The 24,419-nt window shown below is 60.4% G+C and carries 25 protein-coding genes; 22 read left to right on the top strand and 3 right to left on the bottom strand.

Translation table 11 applies throughout. The features are described from left to right. Positions 1-4 precede the first annotated feature (4 nt). Positions 5-220, bottom strand: a complete 216-nt coding sequence (locus IPF85_RS10965; protein ID WP_343408128.1) for a DUF1858 domain-containing protein — start codon at positions 218-220, stop codon at positions 5-7. A 331-nt stretch (positions 221-551) separates the two neighbouring features. Next, positions 552-761 carry a helix-turn-helix domain-containing protein gene (locus IPF85_RS10960; protein ID WP_343408127.1) on the bottom strand — a complete coding sequence of 70 codons (210 nt, stop codon included), beginning with the start codon at positions 759-761 and terminating at the stop codon, positions 552-554. A gap of 296 nt (positions 762-1,057) precedes the next feature. On the opposite strand from IPF85_RS10960, the gene IPF85_RS10955 reads away from it, so the two are divergent. Both IPF85_RS10955 and IPF85_RS10950 read left to right on the top strand, forming a co-directional pair. After that, entirely contained in the window at positions 1,058-1,519 is a 462-nt protein-coding gene (locus tag IPF85_RS10955) for a DUF6575 domain-containing protein (protein ID WP_343408126.1), read from the top strand. A gap of 63 nt (positions 1,520-1,582) precedes the next feature. After that, on the top strand, positions 1,583-2,755 hold the full coding sequence (locus IPF85_RS10950) for a patatin-like phospholipase family protein (protein ID WP_343408125.1): 1,173 nt from the start codon (positions 1,583-1,585) through the stop codon (positions 2,753-2,755). A gap of 33 nt (positions 2,756-2,788) precedes the next feature. Here the strand turns inward: IPF85_RS10950 and IPF85_RS10945 are convergent, their stop codons facing one another. After that, positions 2,789-4,126 (bottom strand): SH3 domain-containing protein, encoded by a 1,338-nt coding sequence (locus IPF85_RS10945; RefSeq protein WP_343408124.1) that lies wholly within the window; start codon positions 4,124-4,126, stop codon positions 2,789-2,791. A 557-nt stretch (positions 4,127-4,683) separates the two neighbouring features. On the opposite strand from IPF85_RS10945, the gene IPF85_RS10940 reads away from it, so the two are divergent. The 20 genes from IPF85_RS10940 to IPF85_RS10845 form a co-directional block, all read left to right on the top strand. Continuing rightward, on the top strand, positions 4,684-6,585 hold the full coding sequence (locus IPF85_RS10940; protein WP_343408123.1) for a type IV pili methyl-accepting chemotaxis transducer N-terminal domain-containing protein: 1,902 nt from the start codon (positions 4,684-4,686) through the stop codon (positions 6,583-6,585). Further along, the gene (locus IPF85_RS10935) at positions 6,582-7,244 is read left to right on the top strand and encodes a response regulator transcription factor (RefSeq protein WP_343408122.1); all 663 of its coding nucleotides are present in this window, start codon (positions 6,582-6,584) and stop codon (positions 7,242-7,244) included. Before IPF85_RS10940 ends, IPF85_RS10935 begins: the two co-directional genes overlap by 4 nt. Before the next feature lie 282 nt (positions 7,245-7,526). Continuing rightward, positions 7,527-7,934: a hypothetical protein gene (locus IPF85_RS10930; RefSeq protein WP_343408121.1), complete on the top strand. Its 408-nt coding sequence runs from the start codon at positions 7,527-7,529 to the stop codon at positions 7,932-7,934. Positions 7,935-7,947: 13 nt separating this feature from the next. After that, on the top strand, positions 7,948-8,820 hold the full coding sequence (locus IPF85_RS10925; protein ID WP_343408120.1) for a c-type cytochrome: 873 nt from the start codon (positions 7,948-7,950) through the stop codon (positions 8,818-8,820). Positions 8,821-8,932: 112 nt separating this feature from the next. Further along, positions 8,933-12,577, top strand: coding sequence for a nitrate reductase subunit alpha (locus IPF85_RS10920; protein ID WP_343408119.1), 3,645 nt, complete (start codon positions 8,933-8,935; stop codon positions 12,575-12,577). Positions 12,578-12,652: 75 nt separating this feature from the next. Further along, positions 12,653-14,164, top strand: a complete 1,512-nt coding sequence (narH, locus tag IPF85_RS10915) for a nitrate reductase subunit beta (protein ID WP_343408118.1) — start codon at positions 12,653-12,655, stop codon at positions 14,162-14,164. A gap of 2 nt (positions 14,165-14,166) precedes the next feature. After that, complete coding sequence (locus IPF85_RS10910; RefSeq protein ID WP_343408117.1) at positions 14,167-14,838, top strand: hypothetical protein; 672 nt, start codon at positions 14,167-14,169, stop codon at positions 14,836-14,838. A 24-nt stretch (positions 14,839-14,862) separates the two neighbouring features. Further along, positions 14,863-15,543, top strand: a complete 681-nt coding sequence (gene narI / locus IPF85_RS10905) for a respiratory nitrate reductase subunit gamma (protein ID WP_343408116.1) — start codon at positions 14,863-14,865, stop codon at positions 15,541-15,543. Between the two features lie 60 nt (positions 15,544-15,603). Further along, complete coding sequence (locus tag IPF85_RS10900) at positions 15,604-16,290, top strand: FmdE family protein (RefSeq protein WP_343408115.1); 687 nt, start codon at positions 15,604-15,606, stop codon at positions 16,288-16,290. 15 nt (positions 16,291-16,305) lie between these two features. Then, the gene (locus tag IPF85_RS10895) at positions 16,306-17,367 is read left to right on the top strand and encodes a tellurite resistance/C4-dicarboxylate transporter family protein (RefSeq protein WP_343408114.1); all 1,062 of its coding nucleotides are present in this window, start codon (positions 16,306-16,308) and stop codon (positions 17,365-17,367) included. Positions 17,368-17,398: 31 nt separating this feature from the next. Further along, the gene (locus tag IPF85_RS10890) at positions 17,399-18,184 is read left to right on the top strand and encodes a methyltransferase domain-containing protein (RefSeq protein ID WP_343408113.1); all 786 of its coding nucleotides are present in this window, start codon (positions 17,399-17,401) and stop codon (positions 18,182-18,184) included. Between the two features lie 158 nt (positions 18,185-18,342). Continuing rightward, a complete protein-coding gene (locus IPF85_RS10885) occupies positions 18,343-19,041 on the top strand; it encodes a sulfotransferase family 2 domain-containing protein (protein ID WP_343408112.1) in 699 nt (232 codons plus the stop codon). Between the two features lie 398 nt (positions 19,042-19,439). Beyond that, a complete protein-coding gene (locus IPF85_RS10880; RefSeq protein WP_343408111.1) occupies positions 19,440-19,619 on the top strand; it encodes a hypothetical protein in 180 nt (59 codons plus the stop codon). Between the two features lie 199 nt (positions 19,620-19,818). Beyond that, the gene (locus IPF85_RS10875; RefSeq protein WP_343408110.1) at positions 19,819-20,049 is read left to right on the top strand and encodes a hypothetical protein; all 231 of its coding nucleotides are present in this window, start codon (positions 19,819-19,821) and stop codon (positions 20,047-20,049) included. A gap of 380 nt (positions 20,050-20,429) precedes the next feature. Then, a complete protein-coding gene (locus IPF85_RS10870) occupies positions 20,430-20,669 on the top strand; it encodes a hypothetical protein (RefSeq protein WP_343408109.1) in 240 nt (79 codons plus the stop codon). A gap of 322 nt (positions 20,670-20,991) precedes the next feature. Then, positions 20,992-21,801, top strand: coding sequence for a hypothetical protein (locus IPF85_RS10865; RefSeq protein WP_343408108.1), 810 nt, complete (start codon positions 20,992-20,994; stop codon positions 21,799-21,801). A gap of 871 nt (positions 21,802-22,672) precedes the next feature. Then, the gene (locus tag IPF85_RS10860; protein ID WP_343408107.1) at positions 22,673-22,984 is read left to right on the top strand and encodes a hypothetical protein; all 312 of its coding nucleotides are present in this window, start codon (positions 22,673-22,675) and stop codon (positions 22,982-22,984) included. Positions 22,985-23,012: 28 nt separating this feature from the next. After that, positions 23,013-23,459: a hypothetical protein gene (locus IPF85_RS10855; RefSeq protein WP_343408106.1), complete on the top strand. Its 447-nt coding sequence runs from the start codon at positions 23,013-23,015 to the stop codon at positions 23,457-23,459. Between the two features lie 35 nt (positions 23,460-23,494). Next, entirely contained in the window at positions 23,495-23,926 is a 432-nt protein-coding gene (locus tag IPF85_RS10850; RefSeq protein ID WP_343408105.1) for a hypothetical protein, read from the top strand. After that, the coding region (locus IPF85_RS10845; protein WP_343408104.1) for an OsmC family protein at positions 23,923-24,419 on the top strand (497 nt) is incomplete at its 3' end. The genes IPF85_RS10850 and IPF85_RS10845, both read left to right, overlap by 4 nt.

Genomic DNA, 24,419 nt, shown 5'->3' with positions numbered 1-24,419 from the left:
CTCCTTATTTCTTTGCGACGGCCTGATTGAGAATTTCGAGAAATTCGTCCAGCGGCACTTTATGGATGCGCGCCGCCCATTCCACTGTGAGCGCTTTGGCGAGGAACATCCGCAAGGAGTATTTCCCCACGCGTTTGACGCCGAAGATTTCCATCACATCGGCGATGTCGCCGTATTCCAGCAGGATGTCTGAGACACGTGTGTCTTTTGTAATTTCCATGATGCACTCCTTCTGTGAACCGGCCGCGCCAGCCTACTTTGCCAGCGCGGCCCGCCAGTTGTCAATTCGTTTCGATTTTCTTCAACCCATCCCGCGCGATCTCGAACAGTTCCTTCACGGGATAGATCATTGCCAGCGCATAGAGCGCGAAGCCGATTCCGTACAGCTTGTTATGCCCCTACTTTACTCCTTACCCCCGTTTCGCGCCCCGACTTTTGCCGGGTTTTGAAGAACATCTTTGTACACGGATTTCACGGGTTGGACGGATGGACACGGATTTTTTAAAATAATCCGCGAAATCCCTATGTTCCGCGTAATCCGTGTACCGAATTTACTCGCCCTGAATCATCGCCCGCGCGGAGAGGGCAGCGCGATCCAGGATGCGGATGGATTGCCTGTCCATCTCGATCAGCCCCGCCTTCGTCAACTCGCGAATGACACGGCTCAACACGTCTGGGACAGTGCCGAGGCGAGCCGCGAGTTCGGTCTGGTTCGTCCAGCGGCGGCGCTCGATGGCGTCCCCCTTGGCGAAATCCAGCAACAGTTTGGCGGCAGCCGGAGAGGGCGGTGAGCTGACTTAGGTTCGCATAGCCACGATCGTTTTCGGCCAACAGGATCAGGTGACCGCCGCCGTTGACCAGGGTCAGCTCATCCCCCATCCCCTCCCGCTATTGACAACGATCATTTGCTCTGCTAGAATTCGACAGAGTAACCTCACGCATCGTTTGTTTTGACAAACGCAATCTATCAATCTCATCATACATGGTGGCAACCTGAGGATGAGGACATGAAACCCTGGCGATGGTTTCGAGTAGTGACCATCGAGGATAGATCACCATGATAACCAGTATACCAACGATTGATCTTGATCAAATTGAGTTGCTTGAGACATACGAGTTCTATGACAGGCCGCTACTTTTTGCCTGCCGTAATAAGCAAGGCATCTTGTTCATAGCTGTCCTGGCTGATGAGAACGATACGAACGAAACGTGGTTGTATGTGCCACTCACAGATCGGCGCCTCTCACAAATTCGTGCAGGCCTGCTGGACCTTCATGATGCTTTTGAGATCGCGGAAGATGGAGAGGTTCTGATTGTCTCCGTCTTTCATGGAGATGGACGCCCAATATCTGTAGACATAATAGCAGCAAACTCAATCCCGCAGGCCTGGCTGCCGGCACGCGGGGAACGTTTGAACCTCAATCCGCTGCAGCCGCCCGCGTTGAATGGATTGACGGGGTGGCCGCTGCGCAAAGCAACAACTGATCGAAGCCACACGACGTCGTTTTCGGCTGTTTAGCCCGGTTAGCCCGGTTGACATGAGATTGACATGAGATTGACATGAGAAGGAAGGAGCCAAACCATGAGTGAACGAATCGCCATTGTGATGAGTGGAGGGGGATCGAAGGGCGCGTTTCAGGTGGGCGCGCTCAAACGGCTGTATGAGGCCGGCATTCGTCCGCAGATCGTCTGCGGCACCTCGGTGGGCGCTTTGAACGGGGCCAAGCTGGCCGAAGGCACACCCACGGTGATCGAGGAGATGGAGGGGCTGTGGCGTTCGCTGCAGAAGAACTCCGATGTGATGGCCTGGAGTCCGGAATTCCAGCAGTTGTTTGCCGCGCTGGGTCGCCTGTCCGGCCAGGAGATCAACGACCTGGACGATCTCGAAGCCTTGCAGGGCGGGCTGGAGCAGGCGTTGGTGCGGCGCCTGGCAGTCTTTCTTGGCACTGCGGTGGCGGCGCCGGGCGTCTTCGGCGCGCTGCTGCAGGCCTTGCAGCTCTGGGGCGTGCGCCGTCATGTGGTGGATGTGGTGCAGGCGTTGGCCGGGGCTATTGGCGGCGAATCCCTCTTTGTCTCCGCTCCTCTCAAAGCCAAAATTTTGCAGCACCTGGACCCCAGCAAGGTGGCCACCTCCGGCATCGAGCTGCGCGTGACCGGGGTGGATTTTCAGACCGGCGAGCTGGTATTGATGGATCAGCATCATCCCGACATTGTGGAAGCCATCCTGGCCTCCAGCGTGCAGCCGGTGTTCATGGAAGCACACCATCCCCTGACTACGGCGCCCGATCATCAGGTTTACGATGGCGGCGTGCGGGAGATTTCGCCGCTGCAGGCTGCGGTGGACCTGGGCGCCGAGCACGTTTATATGATCCTGGCCGGCTCGTTGAAGACCGCGCTGTCAGGGCCGGTCAAGGGTATCTTCCCGATCACGATGCGCACGGTTGACATTTTTACCAGCGAGATCGTGCGCAACGACATCTACTTTCAGCAGGAAGTCAACCGCCTGGCCGCGCTGGGCCGCGAGATCGAAGAAGCGATGCCGCTCAAGCGCGGGGCCGATGACCCGGTCAGCCGCGGGGTGCGGATGCTGCAAGAGCGGCCGCTCCTCAACCGCCGGCCGGTCAGGCTCACCGTGATCGAACCGACGTTCGACCCTTTCCACGGCTCGCTCGATTTCGATCCGGTCAAGATCAATCAAAGCATTGCGCATGGCTATGAGCTGACCGGCCAGATTCTGGAGCAGGACGCCGCCTGAGGCGCGGCGCCGCCCTGCCCCCTGTTGATCGGATCAGCGGCGCCAACCCATCTTTTCGAAAAACCACACAGGCAGCACATCGGCATCGGTGACCTTGCGCAGGTTGGCGCCGGTGGGGCGCACCGCGTAGACGGCCCACTTGCCCTCGCGATCCGAGCGGAAGGCAATCCAGCCGCCATCGGGCGACCAGATGGGCAGGCCGTCGCTTGTCAGATTCTCGGTCAGCCGCACTTTGTTGCTGCCATCTGTGTTGACGACATAGATTTCGAAGTTACCGTCGTCCTTGGAGATGTAGGCCAGCCGCTTGCCGTCAGGACTCCAGGCTGGCTGACCGTCGCTGCCGCCGCTGGTCACGCGCTGCTGCGCGCCGGTGTCTGCGTCGGTCAGGTAGATGCCGCAGTCGCCGCCGTTGCAGGCGCGATGGGCAATCGAGTTGTTCTTGGGCGACCAGGCCGGATACTCGCCGTTGACCAGGCGACGCAGCCCGCTGCCATCGGCGTTGAGGATGTAGACATCGCGGCCATCGCCGGCGCTCAGGCGACTGCCATCAGGTGACCAGGACGGGTAGGCGCCGCCGAGGATGACGAGGTGCTCGCCTGTGTAGTCGGCGTTCATCACCCAAATGCCTGTCCCGGTTACGCCGCCGATGGGCGGCCACAGGTAATAGGCGATCTGTTTGTAATTTGCGGAGTAGGCCACCTCGGTGCGCCAGTCGAACAGCTTGCGCGCCGTGGCGTTGCCAAAGTTGTATTCCCACAGCTCCCAGCGTCCGGCGCTCATGTTGGCGACGGAGTAGAGCAGGACACCGCTGGGCGATCCGCCGGCGGCCGCGGCTGGATTCGGCGTGGCGGTGGGCGGCGGGGGCGGAATGTCCTTGACCACCGTGATGGCGGTTACTTCACCCTCGGTCGTGACCGATTTAGCCTGCACCCAGGCCTTCTCCTTCTTGTCACCCACGCAGCAGATCTGCCACCAGGCGTCGTCGGCCGTCTTGCCGACAATCTCGAACTTCTCGCCGCCTTTCGCCGCCGCCAGGATCGGGTAGGTCGTGCCTGGTCCGCCGCGCAGATTCAGGCCTTTGGCGCCAATCACGGCTTGCGGCGGCACAGGCGTCGGCGTGGCGGTGGGCGGCACTGGGGTAGGCGTGGGCGGAACCGGTGTGGGCGTATCGGTGGGCGGAACGGGGGTTGCAGTGGGTGGAACGGGGGTCGGCGTGACCGTGGGTGGAACGGGAGTGGCGGTCGGCGGAATGGGGGTGGCGGTGGGCGGCAGCGGGGTTGCCGTGGCGGGTGGTGCGAGCGGGTTGCTGCACGCAGTCAATAGGACGACCAGGAACACAACACAACAGACGAGAAGCGACTTACGTAACATGACGAATCTCCCTTCAGAGACAGGGTCAATGACCGGATGGTCATTGCTCTGTTGGAGCGCCACGGTCGCGGCAGGGAAACAGACTCACCTGCTGGGGCCGGATGGCGGGGCCAATCCTTGCTCAGGTGCAAGGGGTTGCAGAATGGGTACTACGCAAGGTGTTCAGCGCATTGATTAGAATGAGAATTTTTTAACTGTCCAGTTCCGAGCAAATTCTGAGCATACAGACAGCACCAAAGCGGACACTTATTTAATTCTCATTCCATTGTGCATCGTCTGCATGAGAGCGACATGAACACCCGGCTCGGCACACATGACGGTTTATTCATGCGGACGATACGCCGGGATGCTCGTTTTTTTTCGTTGTTATCCGTCCCCCGGCCCGGGCGTTGGGATGGCCCAGCGGTCTTGATACGGTACGCATACGAACGCCCGGTATGACTGGTGTAGACGCGGCTGACTGGCCGGCCACCCAGTTCACCTGCGTTTTTGATCTGCGCCCACCTGTGCTATAGTAGACGTGAGGGGTTCAGATGTTCCAAAGTTTGCAAGCGCGTTTGATTTTTTTGTTTGTCGCCTTCGTTCTGCTCGTCGTTGTCTCCGTCGGCGCGATGATTTGGGGGAGCGAAACGCAGCGCCAGGACGCTTTGGTCATCAACCTGGCGGGACGGCAGCGGATGTTGGCGCAGCAGATGACGCGACTGGCGCTCGAAGCAGACAGCCGCAAGAGCGCGGTGGATGCCGCGCTGCTGGAGGCCGAAGCAGTCTTCGATCGCACCCTGTACGCCCTGCGCGAAGGCGGCGCGGCGCCTTATCCGCCTGACGCATCAGTGACGCTGCAGAGACCGACCGACCCTCGCATTCTTTCCGCGCTCGATCAGGTGGCTCAGACCTGGAGCGACTTCCGCACGCAGCTCTACAAATTGCAGTGGGCGTCACGCAGCAATCCCATCTTCTGGCTGACGCGCCAGACGTTCGAAGATGAAGCGGCCACCCTGGTGGAGGCTGCGGATGCGGTGGTGCGTTTGCTGGAAGCGGACGCGACGGCCAAGATCAATCGCCTGCGCGCCATGCAGATGAGTTTTCTGGTGGGAGCGTTGGTCCTGCTGGGCGTGGGCGCGTGGGTGACGCACCGGTCCGCGCTGACGCCGCTGAAGGACCTATCTGCCGCGGTGGACCGGTTGGGCGGCAACGATCTTGAGTCACCGATCCAGGTGACAGGCCCGCGCGAGATACGCAGCCTGTCCGAGTCGTTCGATGCCATGCGCAAGAACCTGGCCGCGTCGCGGCTGGAACTGCTCGATCTGACCACCACCCTGGAAGCGCGCGTCGCGCAGCGCACACGTGAACTGAACGCGCTCAGCGAGGTGAGCCATGAGATCAGCTCGCAGCTCGATGTCAGTCATGTGTTGACTTCTGTCACTGAGAAAGCGCGCACCTTGCTGGACGCGGAGTCCGCCAGGCTGTGCCTGCTGGAGGATGAGGATCAGTATCTGACGCTGAAGGCGTCCTGCGGCGCGCAGACCGGCGAAACGGTCGAGCGCAGGTCTGCGATCAACCGCGCCAGCGCGGTGCTCGCCAGCCAACGGGCGCTGGTCTGCAGCCGTGCAGGCTGCGTGGGGGGATGCGGTCTGCTGGATGAGGCGCACGCGGCCAGCCACGTGGTGGCTCCCCTGCGCATTGGCGATGAGGTGATTGGGGCTTTGTGCGTGAGCAGTTCGCAGCCCAATCATTTCTCCGCGGAGGCTGCGGACGTGGCGACCAAGCTCGCCAATACGGCCGCGGTGGCGCTGCAGAATGCTCAGTTATTTGCGCAGGCAGAGAAGATCGCCACGCTGGAAGAACGCAACCGCATCGCGGCCGACATGCATGACGGACTGGGGCAGATGCTGAGCTATTTGGGCCTTGTGACAGATCAAACAGTCGACCTGCTGGCGGCGAGCGAAGATGCGAAGGCGCTCGCCAACCTGGAGCGCATGCGCAGGACGATCAATCAGGCCACCCACCAGGTGCGCGCGTCCATTCAGCAGTTGATGGATGGCGCACCGCGAGAGCGTAAGCTGCGCGATCGTTTGCAGGAAACCGTGCGTGAGATCGAGGGCAAATACCAGGCAAAGATTGACTGGCAGGCGGAGGAGGGTGTTCTTACGGCGGCGATTCCGCGCGCCGTGACGGAGCAGATTCTCAACGTGACGCGCGAGATGTTGGAAAACGCCTGCCGTCACGCGGCCGCCCAATTCATTTGTGTTCGCTTTGGCCGGGAAAACGGGCATGGCTTCGTCAGGATCGAGGACGACGGCCGCGGCTTCGATCCGGCGGTGCAGCCGGCCGGGCACTTTGGTTTACGGGTCATGACGGCGCGCGCTGCACACATCGGCGGGAAGCTGTTGATTGAATCGGCGCCCGGCGCCGGAACCAGCGTGACCCTGTTGTTTCCCCATGGGGAGGGGCGATCATGAGCCGCTATCGTGTGCTGCTGGCTGACGACCATGCGCTGTTTCGCGAGGGGCTGGCAGGGATCATCACATCGCAGCCGGACATGGACGTCGTTGGCGAAGCCAGCGATGGGCTGGAGGCGGTAGTCATGGCGCAGGAACTCAAGCCAGACCTGGTGCTGATGGATGTGCAGATGCCCACGCTCGACGGGATCGAGGCCGCGCGCCAGATCAAAGAAATGGTGGCGCATGCTACCATCGTGATGCTGACCGTGCGCGATGATGATGAAAAGCTGTTCGAGGCGCTGAAGAGCGGCGCCCAGGGCTATTTGCTCAAGGACATCCATTCGAAGGATATGCTCGCCATGCTGCGCGGCGCACTGCGCGGGGAAGCTGCGCTCAGCCCGCGCATGGCCGGGCGAGTATTGAAGGAGTTTCGCCGCCTCGGTTCGCGTGTGCCCGTATTTTCCGCGGCCGATGACGACGAACTGGTAGAACTGACCAGGCGTGAACTGGAAACGCTGACCATCGCGGCGCGGGGCGTATCAGACAAGGAAATTGCGGAAGAACTGTGCATCAGCATTCACACCGTCAAGAGTCACATGCGCACCATTTTGTCCAAACTGCACGTGAACACACGACGCCAGGCCGCACGCGTCGCCAAGAGCAAGGGCCTGCTGTAGGCAAGAACTAGTTCTTCGCATTCAGCGCAACCGAAATATCCTTCTTTTCTCATTCTTGAATGGGCGAACGGAGGATTTTTTCATTTCCCCTTTTGACCTATCTTGACCCGCGTCGAAAGCATCCACTGCTTCCTGGTGCGGGCAGGGGGAATGAGAGTTTTTTAACTGTCCAGTTCCGAGCAAATTTTGAGCATACAGACAGCACCAAAGCGGGCACTTATTTAATTCTCATTCCTGGGCGAACAAGCATCTGTCTGTTGAAGTCGGTTCGAGTCAAACTTTATGCAACGTGTAAAACGTCGTGTCCTGCTCATCTGTTCACACCACTTGTTTGGCGAAAGCCTGGAGACCATTCTGCGTCGGGTGGACGACATGGAGTTGCTCGGCCCCATGGAGCTTTCGCAGGAGAACATCCATGCGCGCCTGTTCGAATTGCGCCCCGACGCGGTCATTGTCGTGGATGAAGGCGAGAATAGGATGAACGTCTCCTCGCTCACCTCCGCCATCCTGCAGCAGTTCCCCAGCCTGCCCGTTATCAGTGCAGGGCTGGAACAGAACATCTTTCGTGTTTTCTCTGCCCACACGCTCCCCGCACGCAGCTCGGACTTTGTGGAAGCCATTCTGAACCTGCCGCCCAGCAATCCCTGGGAGGCAGCGCAGCCCGGCTTCCAACCTAAACCTAAATCTTGAGGAGGATGAGTCAATGATGCGAATGATCGGAAAACCTGCGCCTCTCTGCCGGGCCTTCTGCCTGATCCCGCTTGGTTTGTTGATCCTGGCCCTGGTTGCGATTCCGACGCGCGCCGGCGCGCAGGATGCATCCGAAGGCGAAAAACTCTTTACCAGCAAAGGATGCAAGGCTTGCCACACGATCGGGGGCGGAAAACTAGTCGGGCCTGATCTGCTCGGCGTGACCACGCGCCGCGACAGGGCCTGGCTGACGCGCTGGATCAAGGAGCCGGACAAGGTGCTGGCCGAGGGTGACGCGATCGCCACGCAGTTGTACGAAGAGTACAACAAGATTCCCATGACCAACCTGGGGCTGACCGACGGCGAGGTGGCCGCGCTGATCGCTTATCTTGTGAGCATTGATACGGGTGGGGCGCCCGCGCCGGCTCCGGCCGCGCCTGCGCTCCCTGCCGGCGACTTAGAGCGCGGCAAGGCGCTGTTCCTGGGCACGGCTCGACTTGCCAACGGCGGGCCGGCCTGCATGGTCTGTCACAGCGTGACCGGCATTGGCGCGTTGGGCGGCGGCGCGCTGGGGCCTGACCTGACTGACGTGTTCAACCGCTACGGCGGCCAGGCAGGGTTGACCGCCTTCCTCGGCAGCCCGGCCACCATCACCATGAACGCCATTTGGGCCAACCAGCCCATGACCGACCAGGAGCGCGCAGACCTGGTGGCGTTTTTCGAAACAACGACCACGCCGCTGCGGACTGCTTCCACCTTGTGGACGCTGGCGGGGTTGTCTGGCGCGGGCGGCGTGGTCTTGCTCGCCTCGGCGCAGGTCTGGTGGCGAAAACGACTGATGGGCGTCCGCAGACCCATGGTCGCGCGCGCCAACGCAAAGAAGTAAAACAATTCCCCCTCATCCCCAGCCCTCTCCCCCCAGGGGGGGCCCCCCCCCCCCCCCCCCTGCGGGAGAGGGTTAGGGTGAGGGTGAAATCTGATTGTTTGGAGGAGCAGCAATGGCTTGGATCCAAGACTTGGTCAACCCGAAATCACGCAAGTGGGAGGAGTTCTACCGCAACCGCTGGCAGCACGATAACATCGTCCGCAGTACGCACGGCGTAAACTGCACAGGCGGCTGTTCGTGGCAGGTGTACGTCAAGGACGGCATCATCACCTGGGAAATGCAGCAGACGGATTATCCGCTTCTCGAAAAGGATCTTCCGCCCTACGAACCGCGCGGTTGTCAGCGCGGCATCTCGGCGTCGTGGTACGTCTACAGCCCGATCCGCGTCAAGTATCCGTACGCGCGCGGCGTCCTGCTGGATTTCTGGCGCGAAGAACGGTCGGCGGGCAAAAGTCCCGTGGACGCGTACGCCTCCATCATGGGAGATGAGACGAAGCGGACGCGCATCCAGAAGGCGCGCGGCAAGGGCGGTTTCCGCCGCACCTCGTGGGACGAAGTGACGGAGATCGTCGTCGCGGGCATGCTCCACACCGCCAGGAAATACGGACCCGACCGCATCTTCGGCTTTTCGCCCATCCCCGCCATGTCGTACCTTTCGTACGCGGGCGGCTCGCGCTTCCTGCAATTGTTCGGCGGCGTCAACATGAGTTTCTACGACTGGTACGCGGACCTGCCCAACGCCTTCCCCGAAGTCTGGGGCGACCAGACCGACGTGTGCGAATCCGCCGACTGGTACAACAGCAAGTACATCGTCTCGTACGGCGCGAACATGAGCATGACGCGCACGCCCGATGTACACTTCATCGCCGAGGCGCGGCACAACGGCACCAAGTACGTCTCGATCGCGCCCGACTTCAGCCAGGTCTCCAAGTATTCCGACTGGTGGATCCCCGTTAAGCCCGGCACCGACGCGGCGCTGTGGATGGCGGTCAATCACGTCATCTTGAAGGAATTCTTCGAAGAACGCCAGGTTCCGTATTTCATCAACTATCTCAAACAATACACCGACAGCACGTTCCTGGTGGAACTGGAAAAGGATGGTGACTCGTACAAGGCGGGACGCCTCCTGCGCGCCAACCGCGTCAAGCGTTACACGAACGAGGAGAACGGCGACTGGAAACTGCTGGTCTTCGATAAAACCAGCAATCAGCCGCGCATGCCCAAAGGCACGGTCGGCTACCGCTGGAGCAAGGAAAAAGGCAAGTGGAATCTCAAGATGGAGGACGGGCAGGATGACACCCCGCTCGATCCCGAACTGACCTTCCTCGACGAACACGACGAAATTGTGAACGTCGCCTACCACGAATTCGCCGAGGCGAAAGTTGCCCTGCGCGGCATCCCCATCCGCTACGTGGAAACCGATCGCGGACGCGTCCCCGTGACGACCGCCTTCGATCTGCTAGTGGCGCAATTTGGCGTCAGCCGCGGACTGCCTGGCGATTACCCGAAATCCTACGATGAAATCGGCCCGTACACGCCCGCCTGGCAGGAACAGTACACGGGCATCGGTCGCGACACCGTCACCCGCCTGGCGCGCGAGTTTGCGCACAACGCGGAAGTGACCAACGGCAAGTCCATGGTCATCGTCGGCGCCAGCATCAACCACTGGTACAACAACAGCCTGATGTACCGCGCGCCGATTACCGCGTTGATGTTGTGCGGCTGCTGCGGAGTCAACGGCGGCGGCATGAACCACTACGTGGGACAGGAAAAACTGACGCTGGTCGCGCCGTGGTCGGCGATGGCGTTCGCGCTGGACTGGGTCAAACCTCCGCGCCGCCAGCAGACTCCCACCTGGCATTACATCAACAGCGACCAGTGGCGCTACGAGGGCGATTTCACCGACTATGCGCCCATCCCTGAGAAGACCAAATGGGCTAAGGGCCACGCCGCCGACCTGGCGACGATGGCGGTTCGCATGGGCTGGATGCCTTCGTATCCGCAGTTCGACGAGAATCCTTTTGATGTCGTCAAGAACGCGGACGCGGCAGGCGCAAAGTCCAACGATGATGTCATCAAACGGGTGGTGGATCAACTCAAAGATGGAACGACCAGATTCGCCATTGACGACCCGGACGCGGAGCAGAACTGGCCGCGCATCTGGATAATGTGGCGCGGCAACGCGCTGGCCTCCAGCGCCAAGGGCGCCGAGTTCTTCCAGCGCCACTACCTGGGCACCCACGACAACATCGCGGCCGAGGAGCACGCCAAAGGTAAGGTCAAGACCGTCACCTTCCGCGAGCCTGTGCCGCGCGGCAAGATGGACCTGGTGGTTGACCTGAACTTCCGCATGGACTCTTCGGCGCTGTATTCCGACATCGTCCTGCCCTCCGCGTTCTGGTACGAAAAGAACGATCTCAACACCACCGACCTGCACTCGTACGTGCATCCGCTCGGACAGGCGGTTCCCCCTGTTTGGGAATCCAAGACCGACTGGGAAATCTTCAAACTGCTGGCGCTCCGAGTCAGCGAGATGGCGCCCGAGGTCTTCCCCGAACCCGTGCGCGACATCGTGGCGTTCCCGCTCATGCACGACACGCCCGACGAACTCGGTCAGACCGACGTGAAGGATTGGCGCGCGGGCGAGTGCGAAGCCATCCCTGGCAAGACCATGCCGCACCTGCGCGTGGTCGAGCGCGATTACATCAATCTGTACAACCGCTTCATCTCGCTCGGACCGAACATCCGCGCGGACGGCATCAACGGCAACGGCGTGCAGATTCCCATCGAGAAGTTTTACGATGATTTGATGGAACAGCCTGTCGGCGGCACGCCCGACTCGCGCCGCACGCGCTGTGTGGAGTGGGGCGGAAAGAAATATCCCAGCCTCGAAGACGCGCTGGATACCGCCAACGTGTTGCTCTATCTCGCGCCCGAAACCAACGGCGAAGTTTCGTACGCGGCGTTCAAGCACGAAGAGGAACGCGTCGGACTCCCGCTGGCGGACCTCGCCGAAGGTGTGCGCGGCGTCAACATGACCTTCCACGACCTGACGCGGCAAGTGCGCCGCACGCTCATCAGCCCCTGCTGGACGGGCATGGTCAACGATGGGCGCGCCTACGCCGCCTGGTGTATCAACGTCGAGCGCCTCATCCCCTGGCGCACGTTGACAGGACGTCAGCACTTCTATGTTGACCATCCGTGGTACCTGGACTTCGGCGAACACCTGCCGACCTTCAAGCCGAAACTGAACCCGCGCGCCACAGGCGACATCGTCAACAGCCCCGTGGACGACAAGTGCCTGGTGCTGAACTACATCACGCCGCACGGTAAGTGGAACATTCACTCCACGTACAAGGACAACCATCGCATGTTGACGCTCTCGCGCGGCATGGATCCCGTCTGGATCAACGACAAGGACGCGGAAAAAGTTGGTCTCGTGGACAACGACTGGGTGGAGATGTACAACGACAACGGCGTGGTCGTGACACGCGTCAATGTCAGTTCGCGCGTGCAGCCTGGCATGTGCCTGTACTATCACGCGGTCGAGCGCACGATCTACATCCCCAAGTCGCAGATCCGCGGCAAGCGCCGCGCGGGCGGTCACAACAGCCTGACGCGCACGCGCATCAACCCGCTGCTGCTGGCGGGCGGCTACGCCCAGTTCACCTACGGCTTTAATTACTGGGGCCCCATCGGCATCTTCACCCGCGACACGTACTGCGTGGTCAGGAAGATGGAGAAGTTGGAGTGGTAGAAGAAGCCCTCACCCCCGTCTCCTCTCCCCATTTTGGGAGAGGGGACGGGGGTGAGGGATACCAAGGAGCAGAACATGGACATTCGCGCACAAGTTTCAATGGTCTTCCATCTCGACAAATGTATCGGCTGCCACACGTGCAGCATCGCCTGCAAGAACATCTGGACGGATCGCAAAGGCACCGAGTACATGTGGTGGAACAACGTGGAAACCAAGCCTGGCACGGGCTACCCCACGCGCTGGGAAGACCAGGAGAGATACAAAGGCGGCTTCGAGGAGAAGGATGGCAAACTCAGGCTGAAGCTGCAGGGACGGTTGGGCGCGCTGGGCAACATCTTCTTCAATCCCAACCTGCCCAACATGGACGATTACTACGAGCCGTGGACGTACGACTATCAGCATCTGTTCGACGCCCCCGATGGCGATGACCAGCCCACTGCCCGCGCCATCTCGCTCGTCACCGGCAAGCCGATTGACACGATCGAGGCCGGCCCGAACTGGGATGACGACCTGGGCGGCTCGCCCGTCTACGCGGAGAACGACAAGAATCTCGATGAACTGACCCAAGAGGAGCGCGAGCAGCTCAACGAAGTCGAACGTATGACCTTCTTCTACCTGCCGCGCATCTGCAACCACTGCCTCAACCCTGGCTGCGTGGCGGCTTGCCCCGCGGGCGCCATCTACAAACGCGGCGAGGACGGCATCGTCCTCCTCTCGCAGGAAAAATGCCGCGCCTGGCGCATGTGCATCTCCGGCTGCCCCTACAAGAAGACCTACTTCAACTGGTCAACGGGCAAATCCGAAAAATGTATCCTGTGCTATCCCCGCATCGAAAGCGGACAACCGCCCGCCTGCTTCCATTCCTGCGTGGGACGCATCCGCTATCTCGGCGTTCTGCTTTACGACGCCGATCAGATCGAGAAAATTGCCTCGGCCGCAGAATCCAGCCTGGTTGACGCGCAGCGCAGCATGATCATGGACCCGTTCGATCCGACCGTGATCGCCGCGGCCAAAGCCAACGGCATTCCCGACAACATGATTGACTCGGCGCAGAAATCGCCCGTCTACAAGTTCGTCAAGCAGTGGGGTATCGCCCTGCCGCTTCATGCCGAATTCCGCACCGTGCCCATGCTCTTCTACGTCCCGCCCATGTTGCCTGTGCTGGCAAAGACCAAAGACGGCAACTACGAAGTGGATCAAAGCGGCGCGGACGGTCTCTCTCCCCTGCTGAGCGCGTTGGAAAAGGCGCGCGTCCCCATCAAGTTCATGGCGCGGCTGTTCTCGGCGGGCAACACCGACGTGATCGAAGCGGTCTATCGCAAACTGATCGCTGTCCGCATTCATCGCCGCAGTGAAACGGTCAAGGATGTGTCGCCGGCGGAACTCGACAAGGCCTACACCACCGGTGGAACCGACCCGCAGGAAGCCGACGCGATCTTCCGCCTGACCGCGCTGCCGACCTACGATGAACGCTTCGTCGTACCGGCCATGAATCGCGAAGTTGCCATCGAAGCAAACATCCCGCCCCTCACCAACAAACAAGAAACAGGCTTCGGCTTCCGCCGGCAGCCCGGGCGCAGGTTCTAGCCATGACACTTCATCCCATGCTCCCAACCACCCTGGCCCAATTCGCCGACGTGCTGGACTATCCCCAGCCCGGCCTGGCCGAGAAATCTCGCCTGTGCGCGCAGACTGTGGCCCGCATGGCGCTGCCGTTCCTCGCGGTAGATTCACGCCAACTGTCGCCCGACGCGCTCTTGTCCGCGTTTGCGCGCGAGGTCGAGCCGATGGCCTACGGCTTGCAGGAGGAGGCCTACGCCAGCACCTTCGACCTGGGCGGCGCGTATCCCTACATCGGCTATCAACTGCTCGGTGAAACCTACAAGCGCAGCATCTTCATGCTCGAACTGAAGAACCGCTACCATGCGTATGGATTGAGCGAAGGAGGCGAACTCTCGGACCACCTGGTCTGCATCCTGCGCTACTTGAACGTGCTGCAGGATGAGGAGGAGTTTTGCGAGCTCACCCAATACGCCATCCTGCCGGCGCTGGACAAGGTGCTTCATGCGGCTCGCATGCGCGACGAGAACGATCATTCCGCGCTGCCGCTCTACCTGGCCGTGCTGCAAGCCCTGTACGATGTGCTGGTGACTACGGTCGGCGAGCCGCTCATCAAGGCCGCGCCCTGGGAGGAAGACCACGCCCAGGCGCAATGCGAGGCCTTCGACGAAATGCCCCTGGCATACGACGCAATGGATTAGTTCAAGTTCTTGTTGGAGGACACCATGCTTGATACCGTTCTCTTCATTGCCTTTCCTTACGTCGCGGTCATTTTGGCGACAGTAGTCGGCATCTACCGCTACTATTCCGATCGCTTCTCCTTTTCCAGCTTCTCCTCGCAGTTCCTGGAAAGCCGCCGCCTGTTCTGGGGGTCCGTGCCCTGGCACTACGGCATTGTCACCATTCTGAGCGTCCACCTGTTTGCCTTCTTCTTCCCGGGCGCATGGGCCGCGCTGACCGCTAACCCGACGCGGCTCTACATCATCGAGGTGACCGGCATGGCGCTGGCGCTGGTCTCCATCGTTGGGATCAGCCTGCTCGTCCTGCGCCGCATGTCCGATGACCGCGTGCGCGTCGTCACCACCTGGGCTGACTGGCTGCTCATCCTTGCCCTGCTCGTGCAGGTCATCCTGGGCTTCTGGGTCTCCTTCTTCTACCGCTGGGGGTCCGACTGGTTCCTGCGCACCGCGCAGCCGTGGCTGCTCTCCCTGGTGGTCTTCCAGCCGAATATCGAATATGTCTCGGCGCTGCCCCTGGTGGTCAAATGGCATCACCTGTGGGGCTTCGTCATCATCTGCATCTTCCCCTTCACGCGGCTGGTGCATGTGGTCACCTACCCGATTACCTACCTCTGGCGGCCGCTGCAGGTGGTCATCTGGAATCGCGCCAGGCCGGTGCAAAAGTAACGGCGCCTGGAACTGCACCCCATTCGTGGAAATTCGTGAAATTCGTGGCAAAGAATGCTCATGAAACACCTGGATGAACTCTTACGCGACTGCGTGACGCACCATCACCGCCTGTGCCCGCGGCAGGTGCTGGGCGCACGCGTGGGCATGTTGGCCGCCTCCCTCCTGGCCCTCGACCTGCCGCAAACGGACAAGCGCCTGCTCGCCATCACCGAGACCGACGGCTGCTTCGTGGATGGCGTCAGCGCAGCAACGGGCTGCTACGTGGGTCGGCGCACGCTGCGTGTGGAAGATTTCGGTAAAGTTGCCGCCGTCTTTGTGGACACGCGCAGCCAGCGGGCCGTTCGCATTGCGCCGCGGCTCGACGTGCGCGAGCTGGCGCGGCGTTTTGCGCCTGAGGCGCGCAGCCGTTGGGAAGCGCAACTACTCGGCTACCAGCGCATGCCCGACGATGACCTGCTCGATTCCCGATGGGTGACGATGCGGATCAACATCGCCGGCCTGATCGGACACGCGGGTGTGCGCGTGAACTGCGAGGCCTGCGGCGAGGAAATCATCAACCAGCGCGAGGTGACACGGGACGCGAGAATTCTCTGTCGCGCCTGTGCCGGCCAGGCGTACTATGTCGAAACCCGCCTGGCCGGCGTCACAACCCTCACCTTGCCGTGGACATCGAAGCTGGTTCAGAGCTACGAGGGGTTCCCGACACCGGTTGAGCATTGGGAATCTACCTGGAACGACAACTGACGCTGCGATAGACCCATGAATCGAACCGCCAACGAAACCAGGGCCTCTCTCTGGGCCATTCTCGATCGTGAGAGCGCAGATCTGCATCCCGCCTACTTCGCTCTCGTCATGGCCACGGGCATCGTTTCCATTGCCTGCCATCTCTTGGGCATGGATCTCCTCGCCCTTCCCCTGTTCTACCTGAATCAGCTTTTCTACGCCGCGCTCTGGCTGCTCACGTTGGGCCGGCTCTTTCGTCATCTCCCGCGCCTCCTCGCCGACCTCACCAGCCACAACCTGAGCGCGGGCTTTCTCACCCTCGTCGCCGGGACGAACGTGCTGGGCAGTCAATTCGTCATCCTGGAAGCGGACCAGCCAACGGCGCTGGCGCTTTGGATTGTCGGCCTGGTTCTCTGGATCGTCTTGATCTACGCCTTCTTCGCGCTGATGACCATCAAAGAACAGAAACCGCCGCTGGAAGGGGGCATCAACGGCGCCTGGCTGTTGACGGTGGTCTCCACGCAGTCCGTCGCCGTGCTGGGAACGCTGATCGCCCCCCGCTTCGGCGCCTGGCAAGAGATTTTCCTCTTCGCCATGCTCTGCTTCTTCCTGCTCGGATGCATGTTCTACATCCTCGTCATCTCGCTCATTTTCTACCGCTTCATGTTCTTCAAGCTCAACCCGCAGGAGCTGACGCCTCCCTATTGGATCAACATGGGCGCCGTCGCCATCACCACCCTGGCGGGCGCCAACATCATCCTCAGCGGCAACTATCCCTTCCTCGCTGACATGATGTCGTTCATCGAGGGCTTCACCCTCTTCTTCTGGGCGATAGGAACGTGGTGGATTCCGCTCCTGCTCGTCTTCGGCGGATGGCGTCACCTCTACAAGCACCAGATGCTGACCTATCATCCGCTGTATTGGGGCCTGGTCTTCCCGCTCGGCATGTACACCGTCTGCACCTTTCAACTCGCCAGGGCGCTTGAGGTTGACTTTTTGCTTGCCATCCCTCGCTATTTCGTCTATCTTGCCATCGCGGCCTGGCTCGCCACGTTCTTTGGCCTCGTGGTTCAGATTGGGAAGAAGCTGGCGCCCTGAACGATCACAGAGATCGAACCTGGTTTAGCCGATGAGTATTGACCGTTCACGCCGCATCACTTTCGAAGAGATCGCGGACCTCTATAATGAAACGCGCACCCGCTATCTCGATGCGCTGATCGAGGACATCATCCGCCTGGCCGCGCTGCCCGCGGACGGACGCATCCTGGAGATCGGCTGCGGGCCGGGCAATGCGACTGTCTCGTTCGCCCGGCGGGGCTATCGCCTGCTGGCAATCGAGCTGGGCGAGCGCCTGGCCGCGTACGCAGCCCAGAACTGCCGGGCTTACCCCAACGTGACCATCGTCCAGGCCGAGTTCGAGTCCTGCGACCTGCCGAGGTATGGCTTCGACCTGGCCGTTTCTGCGGACGCCTTCCACTGGATTCGCCCCGAAACCGGTTACGCCAAAGTAATGACCGCGCTCAAGGCGACAGGCTCCTTTGCCTTTTTCTGGCAACTTACGGTTGACCCGCAAACCGACTGGTCGCGGGCCATTGACGAAGTGTTTCGCCAGCGCGCGCCGCAGGTCGAGCGGCCCAACGAGCCGATGGACGCCGCCTGGGTGCGGGCCGTCATCGAGGGCAACTTTCGCGACTATTGCGGCATCGAGAATGTGGCGGTCAAGACCTACGATTGGATGGAGACCCTGGGCGCGGACAGGTACGTCAAGCTCCTGCGCACTCGTTCTGGTCTGCACGGCATGGACGAGGGTTTGCGGCTGGCGCTGAACCGGGAGATTGACGCCGTGATTCAGGCGGCCGGTGGCAGCATCGAGCAGCCGTACCGGGCGATCCTCTTTCACGCACCTGGAGCCTGAGGGGAACTGGGCTTCCCCCGAAGTTGGGGGGGAGGGGGGCGAATGTCGAATGGGGGCAAAATTCGGATTTGCCGGAGGCAGTAAATATCGTTTGACGCAGTCAAGGGATGGATGTATACTGCTGCAGTTCAGGCATCAATCGTCGTTCGGAGCGCATCTTGATCATCTCGCACAAGTACAAATTCATCTTCATCAAGACCAAGAAGACGGCAGGCACGAGTATCGAGGTCTATCTGTCTCAGTTTTGTGGAGAGGATGATGTGGTCACGCCCATCTGGCCGCATGTGGAACCGCATCGCGCCAGGAATTACCAGGGTCTTTGGAATCCCCTACCGGAAATCATCGAAAGCAGAGGGCGCGACCTGAAAACGACCCTAAAAATGACATGGAGACACCTCTGGCGCAGGCACAGATACGTTCGTCACCTCCCGGCAACGATCATACGGGCGAGAACATCGCGGGAAGTGTGGGAAACCTATTTCAAGTTCTGCGTGGAAAGAAACCCATGGGACAAGACGCTGTCTCACTATGCCATGATCAACGATCGCAAGGACGGCGGCCTCACGCTGGACGAGTATTTTGACAGGCGCTGGTTCTGCATCAACTATCCGAAATACACCGACTCGCGTGGGTCAATCCTGGTGGATCGGGTTCTCAAGTACGAATCACTGATGCAGGAATTGTCCCAGGTGTTCGGCCAACTGGGCATCCCGTTCGAGGGATCGCTGGGGGTCAGGGCCAAATCAGAACATCGCACAGACAGAAGGCCGTACCAGGAAGTCTTCACGAGCCGCCAGAGAGAGATCATAGACAAGGCATTTGCGCCAGAGATCGCAATGCACGGCTATGTCTTCTGATGCCGAACGCATGGTAAACCCATTATGAGGAGTATGACACCATGACCACTAACTCGGCCAAAGACCTTGCCGCATTCGAGGAAGACCGCCCCCCCGGACAGGGGTGATTGACCAGATCATCCGCCTGGCCCTGGACGCGCACAGCTTGCAGGAGATGGATCGCAAGCAGCTACAGGAGGTCAAGGCGGCCGCCACCGACTGCCGTGACCCTAGACGGGCCCAACTCCCAGGGTCTCCTGGCGCGCCGGCAGGGCGGCGATTGATCGGGGAAGAGCCGCCGGAGGGCCGCCGTCGAGAGCCCCAGACCCACTCCCTCCCCCGTTCAAGGCCGAGGCGCTGGATTTCATGAAAGCGTCCACGGAAATGAGCGCAGCCGGTACCGGCAGGACCCCGACAGTGTGTCCAATGACGCCCGCGCCGACAACGTCATTATGGAGGTGGAATACGGCGAAATCGTGGGAGAGGCGATTGGCCACGGGATTGTGCGCGGTTTGAGCCTGATCAACAATCTGGAGGTGAACGAGCAGATTCTCTATGCGCGCATGATCAATATCGAACAGAGTACCTTGATCGAATAGATTCGCAACAGACAGCGCCGGTGGCTGGCGAATGATGTTTGACACGGGTAGAGGGCAGGGGTATACTGCCAGCGATAACAGAGCCGTAGCACGCTTCGCCCCTGGCGGGATTGTCCAAACGATTTAGAAGTAGATGCACAATGATGTTTCAGCAGCGTTGACGGTAGATGCATCGTCTAGCTGAGAATCGAGCGAGAAAATGAGCGTTTATGACATGACCATCACTAAGGTTCTTCAGTTGCCCGAATCGTTCGTTCAAGAAGTGAACGATTTCATAGACTTCTTGCTGATGAGACAAGATAGCACCCGCTGGCAGCTGTGGAATCAGTTCACTGAGACACTTGAACTCTCCGAGATAGGCCTTTCCGATTATTTGTCCAATCTCGAAGACTATGAGAGTCGCCTGGCACGCGGAGAGATCCAGTGGTGACAATCACGCGCGGAGATGTGGTGTTATGCGATCTCAACCCAGTCATAGGCACAGAAGTCGTCAGTTCTTGGGTTATGAAGGACCAGAATGTGTCCAACGCGAAAGAGTTGCCGTGAAACTCATCAAGCAGCACCCGCTCGTGTCGTTCTTTGTCCTGGCCTACGCCATCACCTGGAGTCTGCAATTGGCCGCGATTGCCCTCGCGCCCGGCCAGGGGATGTCCCTGAGCAATGAGACCAACTTTCAGTATTCCTCGACTGCTGGCCTGAACTCCGGCAGGCTGCTACTCTTATTCACATGCCGCCCCCGCCCCCGCCCGCCGGCACTACAACCTGGCCGCCGGCCCGGCGCCGCTGATCGCCTCGCTGCTGGGGCTGACGATGGGCATCATCGGCTGGACCATCGTCAACACCTGGCTCTACAACAACACCGAGAGCGTGTGGATCATGATCCTGCTGCACGGCTGGGGCAATGCGGTGCAGTCCTACCTGGTGCTTTCGTCCAACAACTACGCGGCGCAGACGCTGTACGGCATCCTGCCCTGGGCCATTGCCATTTTCCTCGTGCGCAAATACGGCAAGGAAAACCTGGCCCCGCGCCCCCGTCCCACCCGCGCCTGATCCTGGCGGCTGTTACTGTTCGTACACGGATTCACGCGGATGGACACGGATTCTTCCCGTCTTTGCGGTGAGTAGAGTTTGTTGCACCGGCCTGTGAATTCATCCACGCGCGCCGTCACACCAGGGCCGCAATCTACGTCAATCTCCACATCATCCCTTTGCGTTCCGGCGCCATTGTATTTCGGCATAGACAACCATCTCACATCGCCCGCCAGAGATACGGAGCGCTTCCTCATTCACCATTGCCGTTTGTGACCGAGAAGACACCCCGCCTGCGAGAAGGTGAGCAGTCATCACCGGGTTTGGCGTAGGAGGTGTGGAAATGGCTTCGGTGTTTCGTGTGACTGCGCTGGCAGTCGTGTTGTTGGTCGTTGCGCTGGCGATTGGCTCTGCCAGCGCGCAGGAGATACCGGATGCTCCCGCTGTGGGCGCGTGTTCTGCAGGCGTCGGCTATGCCCCGGGCTGTGATGTGGATCAGGACAGCGATATTGACATCTTCGATGTTCAACTCACGGCCGGCCGTTGGAGTTCCAGCGGCGTCTACACCTCCGGCCACACCCACTGGGGCGAGACGTGGGCCGGCGCCACGGGCGATCATGGCTTGCGCCTCGATCACACGGCCGCCAGCGGCACAACCTATGGCGTGATTGGGCAGTCCGCCAGTTACGCTGGCCGCGGGGTGTATGGTGTGGCCACGGCCGTGGGCAGTGAAACCTACGGGGTAGTCGGCGAAGCACTCAGCACCAGCGGCACCGGTGTACAGGGCATTGCCAGCGCCACATTCGGCTGGACCTGGGGTGTGCAGGTGAGTCCGCCAGCACCAGACGGCACCGGTGTGGCGGTAAGGCGACAGCCGAAAGCGGCTTCACGAACGGGGTGGTTGGGACATCCGCCAGCCCCGATGGCACCGGGGTGTACGGTTCCGCCACGTTTACCAGCGCGGCGACGTGGGCTGGGACGAACGGGGTGTACGGCCGCGCCGCTGGTGAGTATGGCACCGGGGTGTATGGTTACGCCTCGTGCGACGATTGCTGGTACACCTATGGGGTGTACGGTCGGGCCGACAGCCCTCTCGGTTTTGCTGGTTATTTTGCAGGCGATCTTGCGGCCAGTGGTACCAAGGCGTTCCTGATTGACCATCCCCTGGACCCGGCCCATCAATACCTCTACCATTACAGCCTGGAAGGGCCGGCGCCGTTCAACCTCTATCGCGGCACGGCGACGCTGGACGGCAGCGGCGCAGCCTGGGTGACGCTGCCGTCTTACTTCGAGGCCATCAATACCGATTTCAACTACCAGTTGACCTCCGTTGGCGCAGCGATGCCCAATTCGCATGTCGCCCAAAAGATCGAGGACAACCGCTTCCAGATCGCCGGTGGTGGCCCAACCAGGAGGTCTCGTGGCAGGTCACGGCCGTGCGCAACGACCCCTGGGTGCGCGATCACGGTTATCGAACCGAGGTCGCCAAACCGGATCAGACCACGGACACTTACATTTATCCGGCGGGTTATGGCCAACCTAAAAGCCTGGACCAGGATTACCAGCGCGGCCGCCAGCGGCCGGAGTGACGGCGGGCGGCAGATACCACGCAGCAACACCGTTCAGAAGTGCAAAAAAACCGTAGAGGCGCAAGAAAGGGGTACTCATGGCCGACCGAGTCTGCTCGTTACTTGTATCATTCTCCTGTCCCTCGCTATGCCCGGCGCCGGCCGCGTGGCGCCCCTGGACGACCCCTGCGCACCCGGTGCGAGTTACACTGACCCGTGTGGTTGACGGCATGGTGATGGCCGAGGGCGCCCTGGTATTGGGCGTGACATTGGCCTCAGTGCTGAACGACGGCGCGCCGGCCGGGCATTTCTCCCGCTGGCGCGCACCGGTCATTGAGAAATTCAGATCGCTATGGGCGTGAGAGGAGGTGCATCCCAACGAGAACAGCCGTGAGCACGGGCTGGGCGAGCGGATTTTCTGTCACGACGCGATGTGACACCGAAAGGAGATATGCAATGAACGATCAAGTTTTTCCGACTGGCAAGTTCACCTATACCGTTGGCGAGTATTCGCCTGTTGTTGACATTTACGAGGGAGGGAAAATTACCTTGTCCCTTGAAAACGAAATCATTGTCATCAGCAAATACCAGGTGACGGGCGACCTCCTCGAAGTAGAGGATGTGGAAGGATCGTATGCCGTGCCTGAATACGGGGTGGGCAGGTACCGATGGAATCTCGATGGGAATACATTGACCTTCACGTTGGTGGAAGACAAAGCGCCCCCGCGCCCGAAATCGTTTGCCGTTCCCTGGTATAGAGTGGAGTGACTGCCACAAGGCAAATAAGGAGCATGTGATGAACCTGAAATCCATCTGGTCTGTGCTTGAAGAAAGTTCGGAAATTTTGGGCGATAATTATGCCTACCCCGCCGCAGACAAAGCTGCGGAGGAACTTTCACTGCCCCCTAATTTCTACAATTGGGTGACGGCGATTTGGGCATTCGACGCCAATCCGTTTTCCATCGCCCAGTTCATGCGATACTTTCCATACGGGCTTGCGCAGGTGAACGATGAGCGACTTGCCTCTGCAGTTCAGCAGGGATATTTGGCTTTGGATGGTCAGGGGAATTATCGCGCCACCGAGTCGGGAAGAACCACTGCGCTTCGACTCATCCAGGCGGGGAATGCAGTGATGGCGGCTCTCACTCCCATGCCAAAAGAGTCGTTGCGGACGCTTGGCAACCTGCTTGCCCAAATTTCAGGCGCTGCATTCCATTCGCCTGAACCACCCCGCATGTTTTGATAAAAGCCAAACGAGACCTCTACGAGCGGACGGGGGTGTTCACGACGCTCGAAGGTTTTATTGCCCACTGCTTCCTGTTGGAAGGTCACCGCGACGATTGTTATTTTGCCACGTGGAGCGCATACGGCGTGGAAGGTCACGCGTGGGAAGTACTCGATGTCCTTTCGCAGAACGACGCGCTGGCATTCGCCGACCTGCATAGCAAACTTAGCCGTCGCGGCGTGACGGAGGAAGTCCACGCGGGGGATGTGAGGGAACTCGTCGGGCGCGGGTGGGCGGAGGAAAGTTCGGGCGTAATCCAAATTACATCGTCGGGCAAACAGGTTCGGGCGGAGGTCGAAGCGGAGACGGAACGTCTCTTCTTTGCGCCGTGGTCGTGCTTGAATGAGTCCGAGTTGGACGATTTGTTCAACCTGTCAAGGCAACTGCGAGATGGGTTGCAAGCAACGAAAGGAGAAGAACTATGAACGAAAACACCCCTATCAACGGCGTGCAGGTCGGAGAACTGGTGGAGTTCAGAAACATGTGCGCGCGAGACCCCGAAAAGGCCGACCGCAGCCCCACCCTCGTGGCGCACTGGGTGGGCGGTTCGCGTTCGCGGATCGAGTTCAGAGGCATGACCGTCCACCTCGGCGGCGACGACGAATTCAACCCGATGCAGATGTTCCTCGCCACCCTCGCCGCCTGCGACGTGGACCTGGTGGCCATGCACGCCTCCTTCCTCGGCTTGCAGATCGAATCCCTGGCGGTGGAGGCGACCGGCCATTTCAACGTCCGCTCGTATCTCGGCCTGGAGGACGCGCCGGGTCCGGGCTACGACGGCATTTCCTACACGGTGAGAATCTCCGTCCCCGGCGCGACGCCCGCACAGATCGCCTACTTGCGCCAGCGCTGCGAACGATCCTCGCCTGTGGGCGACTCGATGGCGCGGGCGATCCCGTTGCAATTAGAATTCGTGGC

It is taken from the genome of Candidatus Amarolinea dominans (assembly GCF_016704685.1).
Taxonomy (GTDB): Bacteria; Chloroflexota; Anaerolineae; order SSC4; family Amarolineaceae; genus Amarolinea; species Amarolinea dominans.
The sequence above is the reverse complement of the archived record's forward strand: the minus strand, read 5'-3'. Positions and strand labels throughout refer to the sequence as shown.